Genomic DNA, 15742 nt, shown 5'->3' with positions numbered 1-15742 from the left:
TTATCTTTAAGTGATATAATTTAAATTTAATGAATTACTCAGATACAAATATTCCAATAAGAGAACGAGTACAAAACTATTTTCGTTCCTTACAGTTATCTATTTGTTCAGCTTTGGAACTTGAAGATGGGAAAGGAATATTTATTGAGGATGAATGGAGGCGAGAAGGGGGTGGAGGAGGTTTTACAAGAGTGATTGAAAATGGAAATGTAATTGAAAAAGGTGGAGTTAATTTTTCATCAGTTGAAGGTGAACTCCCAACCACTTTAGCAAAAAGAATGAATATTGAATCAACAGATTTTTTTGCTACTGGAGTATCTTTAGTTATTCATCCTTATTCGCCTAGAATTCCTACTGTACATGCTAATTTCCGGTATTTTGAACAATCAAATGGTGACTCTTGGTTTGGAGGAGGCGCAGACTTAACCCCATTTATTCCAGATGAATTTAGTGCTATTCATTTCCATAATACATTAAAAAGTAGTTGTGATCCTTTTGGTTTTGATTTATATCCTAAGTATAAAAAATGGTGTGATGAATATTTTTATATAAAACATAGAAAAGAATCAAGAGGTATTGGTGGCATTTTTTTTGATTACATTCGTGATGCTTCAAATAATCAAGAGTCAAATTTTGCTTTTGTGAGGTCATGTGGAGATTCATTTATTGAATCATATTTGCCAATTGTTAAAGCAAGAAAGTTTGAAGAATTTACTGAAAGAGAAAAAAAATTCCAGTCTTTACGAAGAGGAAGATATGTTGAGTTTAATTTGGTTTATGATAGAGGCACAACATTTGGATTAGAAACTGGAGGCAGAACTGAGAGCATTCTAATGAGCCTACCACCAGTAGTTAACTTTGATTACAATGCAGATTTGCATACTAATGCTAATGAAGTAAAGTTGATGAAATGGTTTGAAACTCCTATTGATTGGGTAAGTTACCAAATTTAAATTATAGTTTTTTTAATAAATTTAATTTGAGATTTTTTTTTAATATTTGAATGTTTAAAATTATTTTAGTTTTTTTGATTCTTTCAATTTCAATTATTTCTTGTTCAATAGAAGAAGTTCCAAGGCTCGATGAGAGTGGTACTTCTTTAGAGGGTAAACCTGAAATGGAGATTGATGTTTCAAGCCCTACTTTTGGAGTTGTACAAATATTAAGAGTTAGTGGTGCAAAAATTGAAGTTGTTGGAGAAACAAAACAAGATTTCTTTAAAACTAAAGGTTATGTTTTAAAGATAAATGGAGAATCATTTGTAGATGTTTTTGAATATGAATCTTCTGAGAATCTTGATGCAGCAGCAAATGGAATTTCTAAAGATGGTATGACCATAAATAGTATTCAAGCAAAATGGGGTTCAACTCCTCACTTTTACAAAACTAATAGAGTTATTATTGAATATATTGGAGATGATAAACAAATTCTCAAACTCCTTGAGAATGTTTCACCTCAATTTGCAGGTGGTATTTAGATTCTTTGTTTTATCTTTTTTTTTAATTAAAATATATTTCAATCAATAACAACTTTATTTAAATTACTTAAATCAGTATAATGATATTTGAAGAGATTTTCAAAGTCAATGAGTTATGGGTAAAAAAAAAATTAAAAGAAGATTCTAAGTTTTTTGAGAACCTATCTCAAGGTCAGAATCCTGAGATACTTTATATAGGTTGTTCTGATAGTAGAGTAACGGCTGAAGAGCTTATGGGAGCTAATCCTGGCGAGATATTTGTTCATAGGAATATTGCAAATTTAGTTATTAATACAGATAATAATTTAAACGCAGTTGTTCAATATGCAGTTGAGATTTTAAAAGTTAAACATATAATTGTTTGTGGACATTACGATTGTGGTGGGGTTCAGGCTGCTCTTAACCCAAGCGATATGGGGCAATTAAACAGTTGGCTCCAAACATTGAGAGATGTGTTTAGGTTACATAGAGTTGAATTAGATTCAATTCAAGATGAGCATAAAAGGTTTGACAGATTAGTTGAACTTAATGTTTATGAACAATGTATTAATGTTGTTAAAATAGATCATGTTCAAAAATCAAGATACAGTACTGGCTTTCCTTCTGTTCATGGATGGGTGTTTGATGTTAGAACTGGTAAGTTAATAGATCTTGAAATGGACATTGTAAAGTTATATAAAAATATTTGGAAAATATATGATATTAAACCATTGAAATAATTTTCTCATTTTTTTTTAAATTAAGAATTTCAATCAATTTTATATGGCATATTCTATTGGATCAGTTATTCCTGCTAATTCAAATCCTCGTTGCCTTAAAGCACAACTATCACAGTTGCCACAAGCCAAATCTTCTGATTTATAACAAGACCAAGTTAGGTACAATGGAGCATTTAGTTTTTTACCAATTTCAATTATTTCTTTTTTTGATCTATTAATAACTGGCGTTAAAATTTTAATGTTTGAATCTGGTTTGGTACCTAATTCAATAGTCTTTTCAAACGAATCATAAAATTCTCTTCTACAATCTGGATACCCACTACTATCTTCTTCAACTGCACCAATTGCAACAAAATTAGCAGATATAACTTCAGCCCAACTTACTGCTATACATAAGATATTTGCATTTCTGAATGGAACATAACTTGTTGGAATTTGAGTTGAGTTTATGTTAGGTTTTGAGACTTCAATTTTTTCGTCAGTTAAACTTGATCCGCCAATAACAGATAAATGTTTAATATCTACTGAAAGTCTTTTTTTTACATTATAAAAATCTGCAATATCATTAAATGATTTTAGTTCTCTATTCTCAGTTTTTTGACCGTAATTAGTATGTAGAAAATACATATCATAACCCAAAGAATTTAATATGGCAGCCACTACACAGCTGTCCATACCTCCACTAAGAAGCACTACAGCCTTTTCACCAGAATTGTTAGATTTATTCCCAATAGTCATTATCACAAATTTTTTTGTTGGCAAAAGTAAATAACTTTAATCAAAATTTTATAACTTCATTTTAACAATTTTGAATTTCTATATAAGTTTTTACTTTTTCGAATTGTTTTTTACTAAACACTTTATATTATCAATAATCGTCATTAGCTATTAATTAAATTCATAACTTCTTTATACTTAAATCATTTATTATGAAAACTAATTTTTTTAAAATAACAATTCTATCACTATTTATTTTTCTTATGTCATTCCAAGATCAATTCGGAAGAGTAATTCCAATGAAAGATTTTTTTAAGAATCCTGAAGTAGCAGGATTTGAAATATCTCCAGATGGTAACTACTTAGCATATCTGAAACCATATGAAAACAGACTTAATGTATTTGTTAAAAAGATTGGAGAAGAAAAAGAAGTTCGATTAACTAGTTCAAAAGATAGAAGTATAACAAACTTCTTCTGGAAAGGAAGTAATAGAATTGTTTATTCACAAGATAAAGGAGGTAATGAAAACTTTCACTTGTTTAGTGTTGATATTACTGGTAAAAACATGAAAGAACTAACTCCATTTGATAAGGTAACAGTTAGAGTTACTGATTATTTAGAGGAAATTGATAGTGAAATTTTAATTGAAATGAATAAAGACAACCCTCAAGTTTTTGATGTTTATAGAATTAATCTCCTAACTAATAAAATGGATAAAGTTGCAACGAATCCTGGTAATATAACTGGTTGGATGACTGATCATGATGGGAAGCTTAGAATAGCCTTCAGCAACAATGGAGTTATGAATACATTACTTTATCGTAAAACTGAGAAGGATGAGTTTAAGCCAGTAATTACAACTAATTTTAAGGAACAATTATCACCAGAACTTTTTACTTTTGATAATAAATTTATTTATGCTAATACTAATATTGGTCGTGATAAATCTGTAATTATTAAATATGATATTGAAAATAAAAAAGAACTTGAAACTATATTCGAACATCCAGAAGTTGATGCAGGCGGATTATCTTTTTCTAAAAAAAGAAAAGTTATTACTTCCGCAAATTATACAACTTGGAGACCATTCAAAAAATTTTTTGATAAAGATCGCGAAGATTTACAAAAGAATCTTGAAAGTTTATTACCTGGAAAAAATGTTGGTATTGCCGGAATGAGCAAAGATGAGAACAAAATGGTTGTTATCACTTATGGAGATAAATCTTATCCAAATTATTATTTTTATGATGTTACCAAAAAACAACTAACAAAATTAGCAGATGCTGCACCTTGGATTATTGAGGATGAGATGTGTGAAATGAAACCAATAAGTTATCAAAGCCGAGATGGTATGACTATAAATGGTTATTTAACTTTACCAAAAGGAGTAGAACCAAAAAATTTACCAGTAATTATTAACCCTCATGGAGGACCATGGGCAAGGGACAATTGGGGCTATAATCCTGAAGTTCAATTCCTTGCTAATAGGGGTTATGCTGTACTTCAAATGAATTTCAGAGGTTCAATTGGGTATGGAAAGAAATTTTGGGAATCAAGTTTTAAACAATGGGGCAAAACAATGCAAGATGATATTTCTGATGGTGTTAAATGGCTAATAAATCAAGGTATTGCAAATCCAAAAAAAATAGGTATTTATGGTGCTAGTTATGGTGGTTATGCAACTTTAGCTGGTATGACATTCACACCAGAATTGTACGCCTGTGGAGTTGATTATGTAGGTGTTTCTAATCTATTCACTTTTATGAAAACTATTCCACCTTATTGGAAACCTTTTTTAGATATGATGCATGAAATGGTGGGAGACCCTGTTAAGGATAGTGTTCTAATGAGGAATGCATCACCAGTTTTTCATGTTGATAAAATTATTGCTCCTTTATTCATTGCTCAAGGTGCTAACGACCCAAGGGTTAATAAGGCAGAGGCAGACCAGATGGTTGAGGCACTTAAAAAACGTGGTATAGATGTGCCTTATATGGTTAAGGATAATGAAGGTCACGGATTTCAAAATGAAGAAAATAAATTTGACTTCTATAATGAAATGGAGAAATTTTTAGCTAAGTATCTAAAGTAATTTATTGATGTAATAAAAAAAAAAAGCGTGAAATAAATTTCACGCTTTTTTTTTAACAATACTAATTTACTCTATAGTAGTTGCATAAACTTTAACCAATTCATTATACTGATTTGAATCAAGTTTATTTTGAAGGAACTCTTTTTCAGAAGTCCAAAAAGTACGTAATTGTCTGATTGCTAAACCATTATTATATTGCAATACAACAAGCGAACTTAAACCAAGCAACTTATTATTCAAATTTTCTATCTTACCACTAATCACTTTAATACTATCTGTTAGAGGATTTAATGAATCTATTAATGGATTTACTAATTTTGACCTTACACTTCTTATGTTAGAATATTCCTTTAAATAAACTTCAGCTTCATTGGTGAAAAAACTTCTATTTTCGGTTTTAACACTCACAAACTCTCCTGATCTAAATTCTAATAAATCATCAACATAAACAACGGATTCAGCATGCGAAAATAATTCTGGGTAATAACTTTTATGAACTAATATTAAGTTTCTCCCCTTTACAGTTCTAACAACAGGAGAATTCTCTAATAACTTAAATATTCTTAATGTAGCATTACCAACTTGTGAAAATATAATAATTCCATTTGAAGCAATCTCATCATTACCACCACTTGATGTATAAACTATAACATCAAATTTGTTATCACCAGTAACATCTATAAAATTAACACCAACTATCCATTGTTGAAAGTCTGTTATTGATAAATTATATCTTTTGTTTAAAGTATCGTAAACATAAATATTAATTCCGTTTGGCTGAGAATTAAAGGGGCTTGATGTATCTAAAGTTGATTTGCTAGTAACAGCATATATTGGCTTGAAAATACCCTCAGGATTTGAAGTGTAAACTGAATCAATAATCCTTCCTGTTGGAAAAACAGGAAGGACAAAGTTAGTATCATTAAAAACTGGAGTAATAAGCGTACTATCTTTTAAATACAACTCTTGTGGTTTGTTATTTTCACAAGAACCTAAAAAAAATAGAATAAGTATAAAAAAAACAATATTAAATACTCGATTAAAACTTAACATTTTTTAAATAAAATTTTCTAATTAGAAATTCCAAGAAAGTATTTTTAAAATACTTTCTTCGCAAAGTTATGGAAAAGTAATTCTAATTAATTAATCAATTAATCAATTTGAGAATCAAAATTTATTTAGCTTGTTGTTGAATTTTAAATCAAATACTAATAAGATTTAATCAATATTTTTTTTAGATTGAACATCATCACGAATATCCTGAGCTAATTTTCGTAATTGTTGCATGTGTTTTCTAACACGAACTCCAGCAGCATTATTTTCTTTTTCATAAAACTTTTGAAAATCAATTTTAAAAGTTTCTAAAAGGGTTTGAATTTGATTAAATTTTTCCATAATTAAATTGTTAGTTATTTGTTGAAGATTATTTAAATAATATTTGTTATAAAGTTTAATTAGATTCTTTAATTACAATTAATCATATTTCATCAAATATATATTTAAAATAAAATAAATACTTTAAAAACTAATATTTGAAACCTTTTTGATATTATAATCAATGAAAATTAATCCATTTTTTTGTTCAGGTATTTCACCTGTAAATTTCACATTAACAGAAATTAAAGTTTGAATTGGGGGCATCAATTCTTTAACTGGTATTGCAAAATCTATATTAATATTCATATTTCCCGACTTTGTTTTAATTTTTGGAATCTCTAGTTTAGTTGTAGAAATTGATACTCCATAAATTAGACTTTCAGTTCCATTAATTATCTTTTTTTCTTTTAAAGATACAATACCTATAAATTTTTTCATTGCTAAACCCCCTTCTAAATTAGATGTAAACTCTTTGATTTCTTTTTCACCTAGTTTCCATTTCTCACCAATTTTACGTGGTTTGTCCAATCCAATCATTGCTACTTGTCCTGTTCCACCATTTTGAACAAATAATTCTTTGAAGATTTTATAATTTGCTGAATCAGTTAGTGGTTTAGGAATTTCTGTTGAGTCTGAGATTTCAAATAATGGTAACTGATTTAAAGTGTAAGTTGCAGTAATAATTTGACCACTTTTTAAGATTTGACTTTTCTCAGCACCATCAGCAAGCGTAAAACTTGACACTTTTAAATTTTTTCTAATTTCTCTTCCTGATTCGTCAACATCTATTATGGATACACTACCATTAAACGAGTACGACTTTAATGAACTAGTATCCATAACCTTAATACCAGAAACAGTAGCTTTTTGACTACCTGATTCTGTGTATTCAGATTCAAAAAGGTATTTGTCGCCTTTATGTAGCGGTCGGTTTAATTCAGGTTTAAATTTTTCTTGAGATTTTAAAAAATTTAAGCTGAAAATTGTTAAAACACATATAACAATGATTTTTATTTTCATATATTTAATTAAAATTATTAAACTTATTTATAAATTATTAGATTAGAAAAGGTCATTTTTCACATGACTTTTTTTAATAGATAGTGCATAATATCATCTATTTGGATGAACCATTTCTTCAGGTTTTACCCATTGAGTAAATTGTTCATCAGTCAACAATTCGAGTTCTAAAGCAACTTGGCGTAAGGTTTTACCTTCTTTATGGGCTTTCTTTGCAATCTTAGCTGCGTTATCATATCCAATATGTGGATTTAGAGATGTAACTAGCATTAAAGAATTCTCAAGATGTTTTTGAATAACGTCTAAGTTTGGTTCAATACCAATAGCACAATTATCATTAAAGCTTTCACATGCATCACCTAACAAACGGATTGAATTTAAAAGATTAAATACAATTAAAGGTTTATATACATTTAACTCAAAATTACCACTCGAACCACCTATATTAATTGCTACATCATTACCCATTACTTGTGCACAAACCATAGTCATTGCTTCACTTTGAGTTGGGTTAACTTTCCCAGGCATTATTGAACTGCCTGGTTCATTTTCTGGAATACTAATTTCTCCAATGCCACTTCTTGGTCCGCTTGCAAGCCAACGAATATCATTTGCAATTTTCATTAAAGATGATGCTAATGTTTTTAAAGCTCCTGATGCAAAAACAGCTGCATCATGTGTTGCTAAAGCTTCAAATTTATTTGGTGCAGACACAAATTTTAACCCAGTCAATTCTGAAATTTTTTCTGCTACTTTATCCGCAAATTTTGGATGAGCATTTAATCCAGTTCCAACTGCGGTTCCACCTTGAGCAAGTTCATACAATCCATTTAAAGTAGCTTCAATTCTAGAGATTCCCATTGTAAGTTGATGAGCCCATCCAGAAATTTCTTGCCCTAATGTTACAGGCGTTGCATCCATTAAATGAGTTCTTCCAATTTTGACAACACTTTGGTTTTCTAAGGATTTTTTATTAAAAGTATCTCTAAGTTTTTCAATTCTAGGGATTAAATGATTATTGATTCTTTCGGCTGCAGCAATATGCATAGCAGTTGGAAAAACATCATTAGAAGATTGACTCATGTTTACATCATCATTAGGATGTATTGGTTTTTTAGAACCCATTTCTCCTCCAGATAATTCAATTGCTCTATTTGAAATTACTTCATTTGCATTCATATTTGATTGAGTGCCACTACCAGTTTGCCAAACAACAAGAGGGAAATGATCATCTAGCTTACCACTGATAACTTCATCTGCAGCTAAAATGATAAGATCCATTTTTTCTTGTGAAAGTAAACCTAAATCAAAATTTGCTAATGCAGCTGCTTTTTTAACAACTCCTAGAGCACAAATAAGTTCTCTAGGGAATCTATCTCCTCCAATTTTAAAATTAGTTAATGACCTTGCAGTTTGTGCTCCATAATACCTATCTGTTGGAACTTGCACATCACCCATAGTATCCTTCTCAATTCTGAAATCCATTTTTTTAAATTTATTTTTATTTATTTATTTTTTCATTAACAGATTTTTTTAACTGACAAAATAGTTTATAAATTATTTGATTATTTAATCATAAAACTATTATTAGAATGATTTAATTATACTTTATTAATGTTCTTTTTAGAAGAAATTATTTTTAAACAATGAAATTTATTTTACAAAAATAATTTAAATTTTAATCACACTATAAATCTATTATAACTTGATTAATAAAAATTATACTTAAATCCAATATAGATATTCCGTAGGTTTGTTAACAAACCTGAGTCTTGAATATTTTTTGTGTCAAAAACATTTTGAATATTTAAAAGCAATTCTGCTTTAATTGGAACAAAATTGGATAAATAAATTATTGAATTAATATCTAAATTGGATATACCAGTTCTATTACTCACATTGGAATTTAATAACTCAAATAAATGATCTGGTTGACTACTTTTATTACTAAATTTACAATTAAAACCAAATTTGAAATATCTAAAATTATACATAAAATTTGCAATAAAAATTTGTTCTGGTCTTGAAGTTAAAGGGGTATTAAATTTTAGTTCTTTAGATGTCATTGTTATAAAACCAAGGTCAATAAAAAACTTTTCATTTTGAGGAGTAACTTTAAAAATCAACTCTGCTCCTAAAATCTTTGCTCTGCTAATATTAAAATATTTAGAGAATAAACTATCATTTAAAATTTGATATGAAGGTGAAATTAAACTAAACAATTCATTCACAAATAATGCTCCATCTGTTAAAAATGTTAAATCATTAAATTTCAAATAATGCCTGACTCCAATCTCACCATGCCATACTCCTTGAGTAATAAGTTTATAATTAGGGTTGTTGATTATACCATTATTATTCCCAATGGAAAACAACTCGAACATTGTAGGTGATTTATATCCACGAGTAAGAGAAGCTCTAAGAAAAGTATCATCGAATGGTTGATAAGAAATTCCTATATTTGGGCTAATTTGCAAATCATATTCATGTTCAATACCAGGAGTATGAATCAATTCAAATCGAGCTGAAATATTTCCAACAATATCTTCATTATTCAGGAAGTTCATTCCAGCTGAAATTTCTGAAATTTGCCTGTACAATACGTTATTAAATAATTTACCGATAAATCTACTTGATGATAAATTTGACCCATATTGAAAATTGATATATTGGGAAATAGTAGATTTAAACTTACTTGCAATTGATACGGTTCTATAACTTACAATTATTGAATCTAAATTATTGTTAAAGGTAGTTCCACCTAAAATTCCTGCAGATATTATAAAATTAAAGTTTTCAGAAAATGCACTTTCATAATTAGTATTAAACATATATCCTAAATTTGAAAATGGTTTTTGAGAATATTCTAAATCATTATTCAAACTATCTATTTTTAGATTTGCAATTAAATTGTTTTCAATATTATATCCAGTTAAACCTAAGAACCTCATAGCAGTATTATTATCAATTTGGTAATTAGTTTTTATTAATATGTTCCCACTAGAAAGTTGGGATTTTGAATTAATAATATTTCCAAATTTTACATTTGAACCTAACAACAAATCCATTTTTTCTGCATTCGTTTTTAAAACAAAATCACCAAAGTAATTCATAGAATTTTTATTCACCCTATTAAATTCAACAGAATTATCAAGAGATGAAATATTGTTTTGAAACCCAATTTGAAAATTCATTTTTTTTAAATTTGAATTATCAGTCACAAAATTTACTGCTCCGTTAGAAGCTCCATTTCCATACAATCCAGAGCATGGATTTTTCAAAACTTCAACTTTGTTTAAAGAGTTTACTGGTACTATTTTGGAAATGTTAAAATTATAGTCAGGATTCTGAAGAGGAATACCATCAATTAAAAATAATGAGTTATCATTCGCTATTACTGATAAGCCCGAGCTCCCTCTAATCCCAATTCCATTTTCGAAACTACTTATTCCAGAAACCTTATTGAATATACTTGATGAATTATTTATATTAAAATTTTCAATTAAATTTTTATCAATAATTGATACAGAATTTGGTGCGAAATTTAATGTAATTGTCTCTTGAGTTGAGATATAAATTCTTTCTGAATTAGGTATATAACTTTTTAATTCTAAATCATATTTTGTAACTTCACCTGCAAAAATATTTATACTATCTTCTGTATCAGATTCATACATTTGACCATCAAAAGATATTAAGTATTTGCCTGGCTTGATTTCATTAAATCTGAAAATGCCGCTCTCATTTGAGAAGGTTGAAATTGATTCACTTAATATTTGAACTAATACTCCAACTGCTGGAATACCATTTTTATCGTGAAGTTTACCAATTAAAAATCCGTTTGTAGTTTTGCTTAACTTAAAATTTGGGAATGTTACTTGGGCAGTTAAATCTAATTTTACTATTAAAATAAAATTCAATAGTAACAAAAACTTAAGTTTACTTATTTCAGATTTAAATATCAATTTTTAAATTACTTTATTTTAATCAATTTTAGGCTTTGAAATTCAAAATTTTAATTTAGTAAATTCTAATATTTCAAAATATATTAAATAATTTCACTTTAAACAAAACATTTTTTCCAATTAATTGGAATTAATTTTATTAAACAAAAAAAGCTTCAAGTTGAAATTCTTGAAGCTTTTGTTAAAAAATCAAAATGATTTATGTATAAGGGCAAGCAACAATATGTCCTGGTTCTATCTCTACAAATTCTGGAAATCCATTAGCACATTCTGGTTGAGCAACAGGACAGCGAGTTCTAAACGGACATCCTGATGGTTTTGCTAATGGAGTAGGAATATCTCCTTTGAGTACTACTCTGTTTTCTCTAATTACATTAGGATTTGCTTGAGGAACAGCAGAAATTAAAGCCTTACTATATGGGTGTTTTGGATTAAAATATACTTGTTCACTTGTACCTTGTTCAACAGCATGACCTAAGTACATAACAGCAATTCGTGAAGAAATATGTTCTACAACAGATAAATCATGAGCAATAAATAGAAAAGACAAGCCAAATTCATCTTGTAAGTCTTGCATTAAATTTATCACTTGTGCTTGAATTGAAACATCCAAAGCTGATACTGGTTCGTCACAGATTATCAATGATGGATTAGTTGCTAAAGCTCTAGCAATACCAATCCTTTGCCTTTGCCCTCCTGAAAATTCATGTGGAAATCTATTTGCCTGTTCAGGTTGCATTCCCACTTTATCCATCAACCAAGCAATTTTATCATTGATTTCAGATTTAGACATTTTAGTGTGAAGCTTCAAGGGTTCTTCAATAATCTGAGCAACTGTCATTCTTGGATTAAGTGAGGAAAAAGGATCTTGGAAAATCATTTGAATTTTACCTCTCCAAACCCTCATTTCATTTTTATTGAGTTTCACAAAATCTACAATTGTACCATCTTCACTGTGAAAAAGAATTTCTCCTTTAACTTCAGCATCAGGGCTCATTATTCGTGTAATATTAATAAGCGCTCTTCCAACAGTTGTTTTCCCACAACCGCTTTCTCCTACTAATCCTAGTGTTTCACCACGATATATGTTAAAAGACACATTTTCTACAGCTTTAACTGTAGCCACACGACGTTGTAAAATTCCACCATGAATGGGGAAATGAACTTGTAGATTTTTTACCTCAAGAAGAATTTTATTTTCGGACATTTATCTAAATGTAAATATATAATGGATCAAATTGCTTTTTAAGTACAAATATCAATTTATAAAACTTATTATAAAATAAAAATATAGGTTTAGAATTTTGACTTTATGGAATAGTAAAAATGTCTAAAGGAAATAATTAAAATTGTAATTTTCTTTAATGAAGTAAAATTCAAATCACATCAGAATAAACGAATCTAAATTAGTTATAATTGATCTCTTTGTAATAGCTGCATTTGTTTTATAAGTTATATAATCTATTTGCTGGATAAAAGCACCTATTTTATAAGAATAAAGAAAATCTGAAACTATATTAGAAGTTTGAGTTATAACTGTATCTCGATAAGTTGTCTGAGTAAAATTCCTTCTAATTTTTTCGCAAGTATAATTAGTACCATTGAAATTTATAATAGTTTCACCATTATTTGATAAAGTATCTTTCAAAAGGTATCTTGTACCTTTAAAAGAGACATCTCTATATGAAGACGAAGTTTTTTTAATTGATAGAATTGGGAATGCAGTCCAAAGTGAATCTCTGAAGGTCTCGTAAATACTTAAAGAACCATTAGATTCTACAATTTGATGGATTGAATCTTTTTTATCAGATACTAGTAATGTTGTTTTTTCTTTACCTTTAAAGTAGAGACTATCATTTAATACTTCATAATTCGAAGTATCAATTAAAGATGTAGGAATTTTATTACCATTTGAATCAATTTCAAAACTTATATAAACTAACTTTGAACCTTTTTTTAACTTATTAATTGACTTAGGTGGCTCTGGTGTTTCGGGGTTAATTGTACAGGATGAAACAATAACTAAAAGACTTAAAAAAGCTAAAAGAACAATTTTATTACAAGGACTATAATTTAGGATATCTTTAAAGTATTTTTTTATCATTATATAAAACTATAAATTGATTATTATATGGTGTTTGAATTTAACTACAAAATAAGCAAGTAAAATTTCTCAACTTAAAATGCTAATTATCTCTCCATCTTTATGAAGGTTACATCGTACAAAATGACCTGGTTCTTTTTCAATTAACTGTGGTTCAATTTTAAAACATTCTTCATTTGTTTTATCACAACGAGTATTGAATTTACATTCTTTAGGCATTTGTAAGATATTGGGAACCATACCACGTATAGCTTTCAATCTGTGTTCATGGCTTCCTCTAACAGAATGTGGTATAGATTCTAACAACCCTTGAGTATATGGATGTAATGGATTATTAAAAATTTGTTTTACATCTCCAATTTCTTGAATTTTACCCCCATACATAACAATAACTCTTTGGCATGTTTCAGCAACAACTGCTAAATCATGTGTAATTAATGTAATTGCAGAATCTTTCCTTTTTGATTTTAGTTCTAACATAAGTTCAAGTATTTGAGCTTGAATTGTTACATCTAAAGCTGTTGTTGGTTCATCAGCAATCAATAGAGAAGGATTACATGCTAACGCCATAGCTATCATAACTCTTTGTCTCATTCCACCTGAAAATTGATGAGGATAATCTTCCATTCTTTTCCTTGAGTCAGGAATTCCCACCAAATCTAACATTTCAACACCTTTATCATATGCTTCTTTTTTTGGCATATTGGGATTATGTTGAAACAAAACTTCAGTTACTTGAAATCCAATTGAATAAACTGGATTTAATGAAGTCATTGGTTCTTGAAAAATCATTCCTATTTCATTTCCCCTAAGTTTCCTCATTTCAGGCAATGGGAGCTTTAGCAAATCAACTCCATTCATCATAATAGAACCACTTACAATCTCACCTGGTGGGCAAGGGATTAATCGCATTATTGATAGTGCAGTGACTGATTTTCCAGAACCAGATTCACCAACAATACCTAAGGTTTCACCTTTATAAATGTCAAATGAAACTCCATCAACTGCTTTAGCTACTAAACCAGAATCAGTTTTAAAATGAGTCTTTAAATTACGTATTTCAACTAATGTTTCAGCCACTTTTTTATTTATCTATTGATTCAATTTTTTTAACTAATTAGTAACAACTCAAATAATAAAAACAAAATTAACCGTTAAATCTAATTAAACTTTGAAATTACCTTAATCTAGAAAAAGCTCTTGGATCAAAGGCTTCACGAATTGCTTCACCAATAAATGTAATAAGCATAAGAGTAATAAACATTGCCCCTAAAGGAACAATAATCAACCACCAAAAATCTATATTTCCCAATCCTTCGCCTACCATTTGTCCCCAACTTGGTGTTGGAGGTGGCAACCCAAAACCTAAATAATCAAGACCGACTAATGAACTAATTCCACCAATAACTGTAAAAGGAAAGAATGAAATTAATGGAGTTAAAGAGTTTGGTAAAATATGTTTAAAAATAATTGTTCTATCTTTTGCACCTAATGCTACAGCAGCTGCTACGTAATCTTTTGCTTTTTCTCTAAAGAATTCTCCTCTAATGTAATAAGTTATTCCAATCCATCCAAAAGCTACTAATAAGAATACTAATAAAGTGAAATTTGGAATTATGATTGAACTTACAATAATAATTACATATAAAGCTGGAAGGTTGCTCCATATCTCAATAAATCTCTGCCCAAATAAATCAACTTTACCTCCATAATAGCCCATTATCCCACCAATAATAACTCCTAAAATTTCAGATAAAAAAGCAAGGATTAAAGCAAAAGATATTGAGATATTAAATCCATAAGCCATCCTCGCAAATACATCTCGACCAGTATTATCAGTTCCAAATATATGATTAGAAGATGGTGCTTGAGGATGTGGATCTGTAGATTCAAAATCATTTTCTAAAGGATTCCAAGTCCAAAAAGGCATAAACACCCAGTTCCCATTATTTTCTTGAGTAAAAGTTTGTTTTAATTTCCTATAATCGGTTTCAGATGATCCTGTTTCTTTTTGATTGAAAGTATTCCCATCATAAAATCCATGGAATATTGGAAAATATTTACTCCCATTGTAATTTACAATTACTGCTTTACTATTTATCAATAAAGGCAAAGCAAAAGAAAGTAAGTAAAGGGTAATTATTATTATAAGAGAAAGATAACCACGTTTAAGTGATTTAAATTTTCTCCACCTCTTTTGTAATATGGATATAGAATCAGTTTTTTTAGTTTCTTTCATTTTAAGAATAAAAGAGTAAAAGATAAATTTG

At 28.7% G+C, this 15742-nt stretch carries 14 protein-coding genes; 4 read left to right on the top strand and 10 right to left on the bottom strand.

The features are described from left to right. Positions 1–29: 29 nt before the first annotated feature. The 3 genes from hemF to IPP08_01465 all read left to right on the top strand — a co-directional run bounded on the left by hemF (position 30) and on the right by IPP08_01465 (position 2196). Entirely contained in the window at positions 30–953 is a 924-nt protein-coding gene (hemF, locus tag IPP08_01475) for an oxygen-dependent coproporphyrinogen oxidase (protein ID QQS66870.1), read from the top strand. A 74-nt stretch (positions 954–1027) separates the two neighbouring features. Continuing rightward, positions 1028–1477: a hypothetical protein gene (locus tag IPP08_01470; GenBank protein QQS66869.1), complete on the top strand. Its 450-nt coding sequence runs from the start codon at positions 1028–1030 to the stop codon at positions 1475–1477. 80 nt (positions 1478–1557) lie between these two features. After that, positions 1558–2196 carry a carbonic anhydrase gene (locus IPP08_01465; protein QQS66868.1) on the top strand — a complete coding sequence of 213 codons (639 nt, stop codon included), beginning with the start codon at positions 1558–1560 and terminating at the stop codon, positions 2194–2196. A gap of 39 nt (positions 2197–2235) precedes the next feature. On the opposite strand, the gene queC is transcribed toward IPP08_01465, so the two are convergent. Continuing rightward, on the bottom strand, positions 2236–2934 hold the full coding sequence (gene queC / locus IPP08_01460) for a 7-cyano-7-deazaguanine synthase QueC (GenBank protein QQS67807.1): 699 nt from the start codon (positions 2932–2934) through the stop codon (positions 2236–2238). Positions 2935–3125: 191 nt separating this feature from the next. Here queC and IPP08_01455 point away from each other — a divergent pair, with 191 nt between their 5' ends. Next, positions 3126–5006, top strand: coding sequence for a S9 family peptidase (locus IPP08_01455; GenBank protein QQS66867.1), 1881 nt, complete (start codon positions 3126–3128; stop codon positions 5004–5006). Between the two features lie 66 nt (positions 5007–5072). Here the strand turns inward: IPP08_01455 and IPP08_01450 are convergent, their stop codons facing one another. From IPP08_01450 to IPP08_01410, 9 genes are all read right to left on the bottom strand, one after another. Next, positions 5073–6059 carry a hypothetical protein gene (locus IPP08_01450; GenBank protein QQS66866.1) on the bottom strand — a complete coding sequence of 329 codons (987 nt, stop codon included), beginning with the start codon at positions 6057–6059 and terminating at the stop codon, positions 5073–5075. Positions 6060–6224: 165 nt separating this feature from the next. Continuing rightward, positions 6225–6401: a histone H1 gene (locus tag IPP08_01445; GenBank protein ID QQS66865.1), complete on the bottom strand. Its 177-nt coding sequence runs from the start codon at positions 6399–6401 to the stop codon at positions 6225–6227. A gap of 123 nt (positions 6402–6524) precedes the next feature. Next, on the bottom strand, positions 6525–7403 hold the full coding sequence (locus IPP08_01440) for a hypothetical protein (protein ID QQS66864.1): 879 nt from the start codon (positions 7401–7403) through the stop codon (positions 6525–6527). A 93-nt stretch (positions 7404–7496) separates the two neighbouring features. After that, the gene (gene fumC, locus IPP08_01435) at positions 7497–8888 is read right to left on the bottom strand and encodes a class II fumarate hydratase (GenBank protein QQS66863.1); all 1392 of its coding nucleotides are present in this window, start codon (positions 8886–8888) and stop codon (positions 7497–7499) included. Between the two features lie 224 nt (positions 8889–9112). Beyond that, positions 9113–11323 carry a TonB-dependent receptor gene (locus tag IPP08_01430; GenBank protein ID QQS66862.1) on the bottom strand — a complete coding sequence of 737 codons (2211 nt, stop codon included), beginning with the start codon at positions 11321–11323 and terminating at the stop codon, positions 9113–9115. Positions 11324–11567: 244 nt separating this feature from the next. Then, entirely contained in the window at positions 11568–12575 is a 1008-nt protein-coding gene (locus tag IPP08_01425; GenBank protein ID QQS66861.1) for an ATP-binding cassette domain-containing protein, read from the bottom strand. 174 nt (positions 12576–12749) lie between these two features. Next, a complete protein-coding gene (locus tag IPP08_01420) occupies positions 12750–13472 on the bottom strand; it encodes a hypothetical protein (GenBank protein ID QQS66860.1) in 723 nt (240 codons plus the stop codon). 69 nt (positions 13473–13541) lie between these two features. After that, a complete protein-coding gene (locus tag IPP08_01415; protein QQS66859.1) occupies positions 13542–14552 on the bottom strand; it encodes an ABC transporter ATP-binding protein in 1011 nt (336 codons plus the stop codon). Positions 14553–14649: 97 nt separating this feature from the next. Continuing rightward, positions 14650–15711: an ABC transporter permease subunit gene (locus IPP08_01410; GenBank protein ID QQS66858.1), complete on the bottom strand. Its 1062-nt coding sequence runs from the start codon at positions 15709–15711 to the stop codon at positions 14650–14652. Positions 15712–15742: the final 31 nt, after the last annotated feature.

The organism is Chlorobiota bacterium (assembly GCA_016700335.1).
In the GTDB taxonomy this organism is placed as follows: Bacteria; Bacteroidota; Ignavibacteria; order OLB7; family OLB7.
The sequence above is the reverse complement of the archived record's forward strand: the minus strand, read 5'-3'. Positions and strand labels throughout refer to the sequence as shown.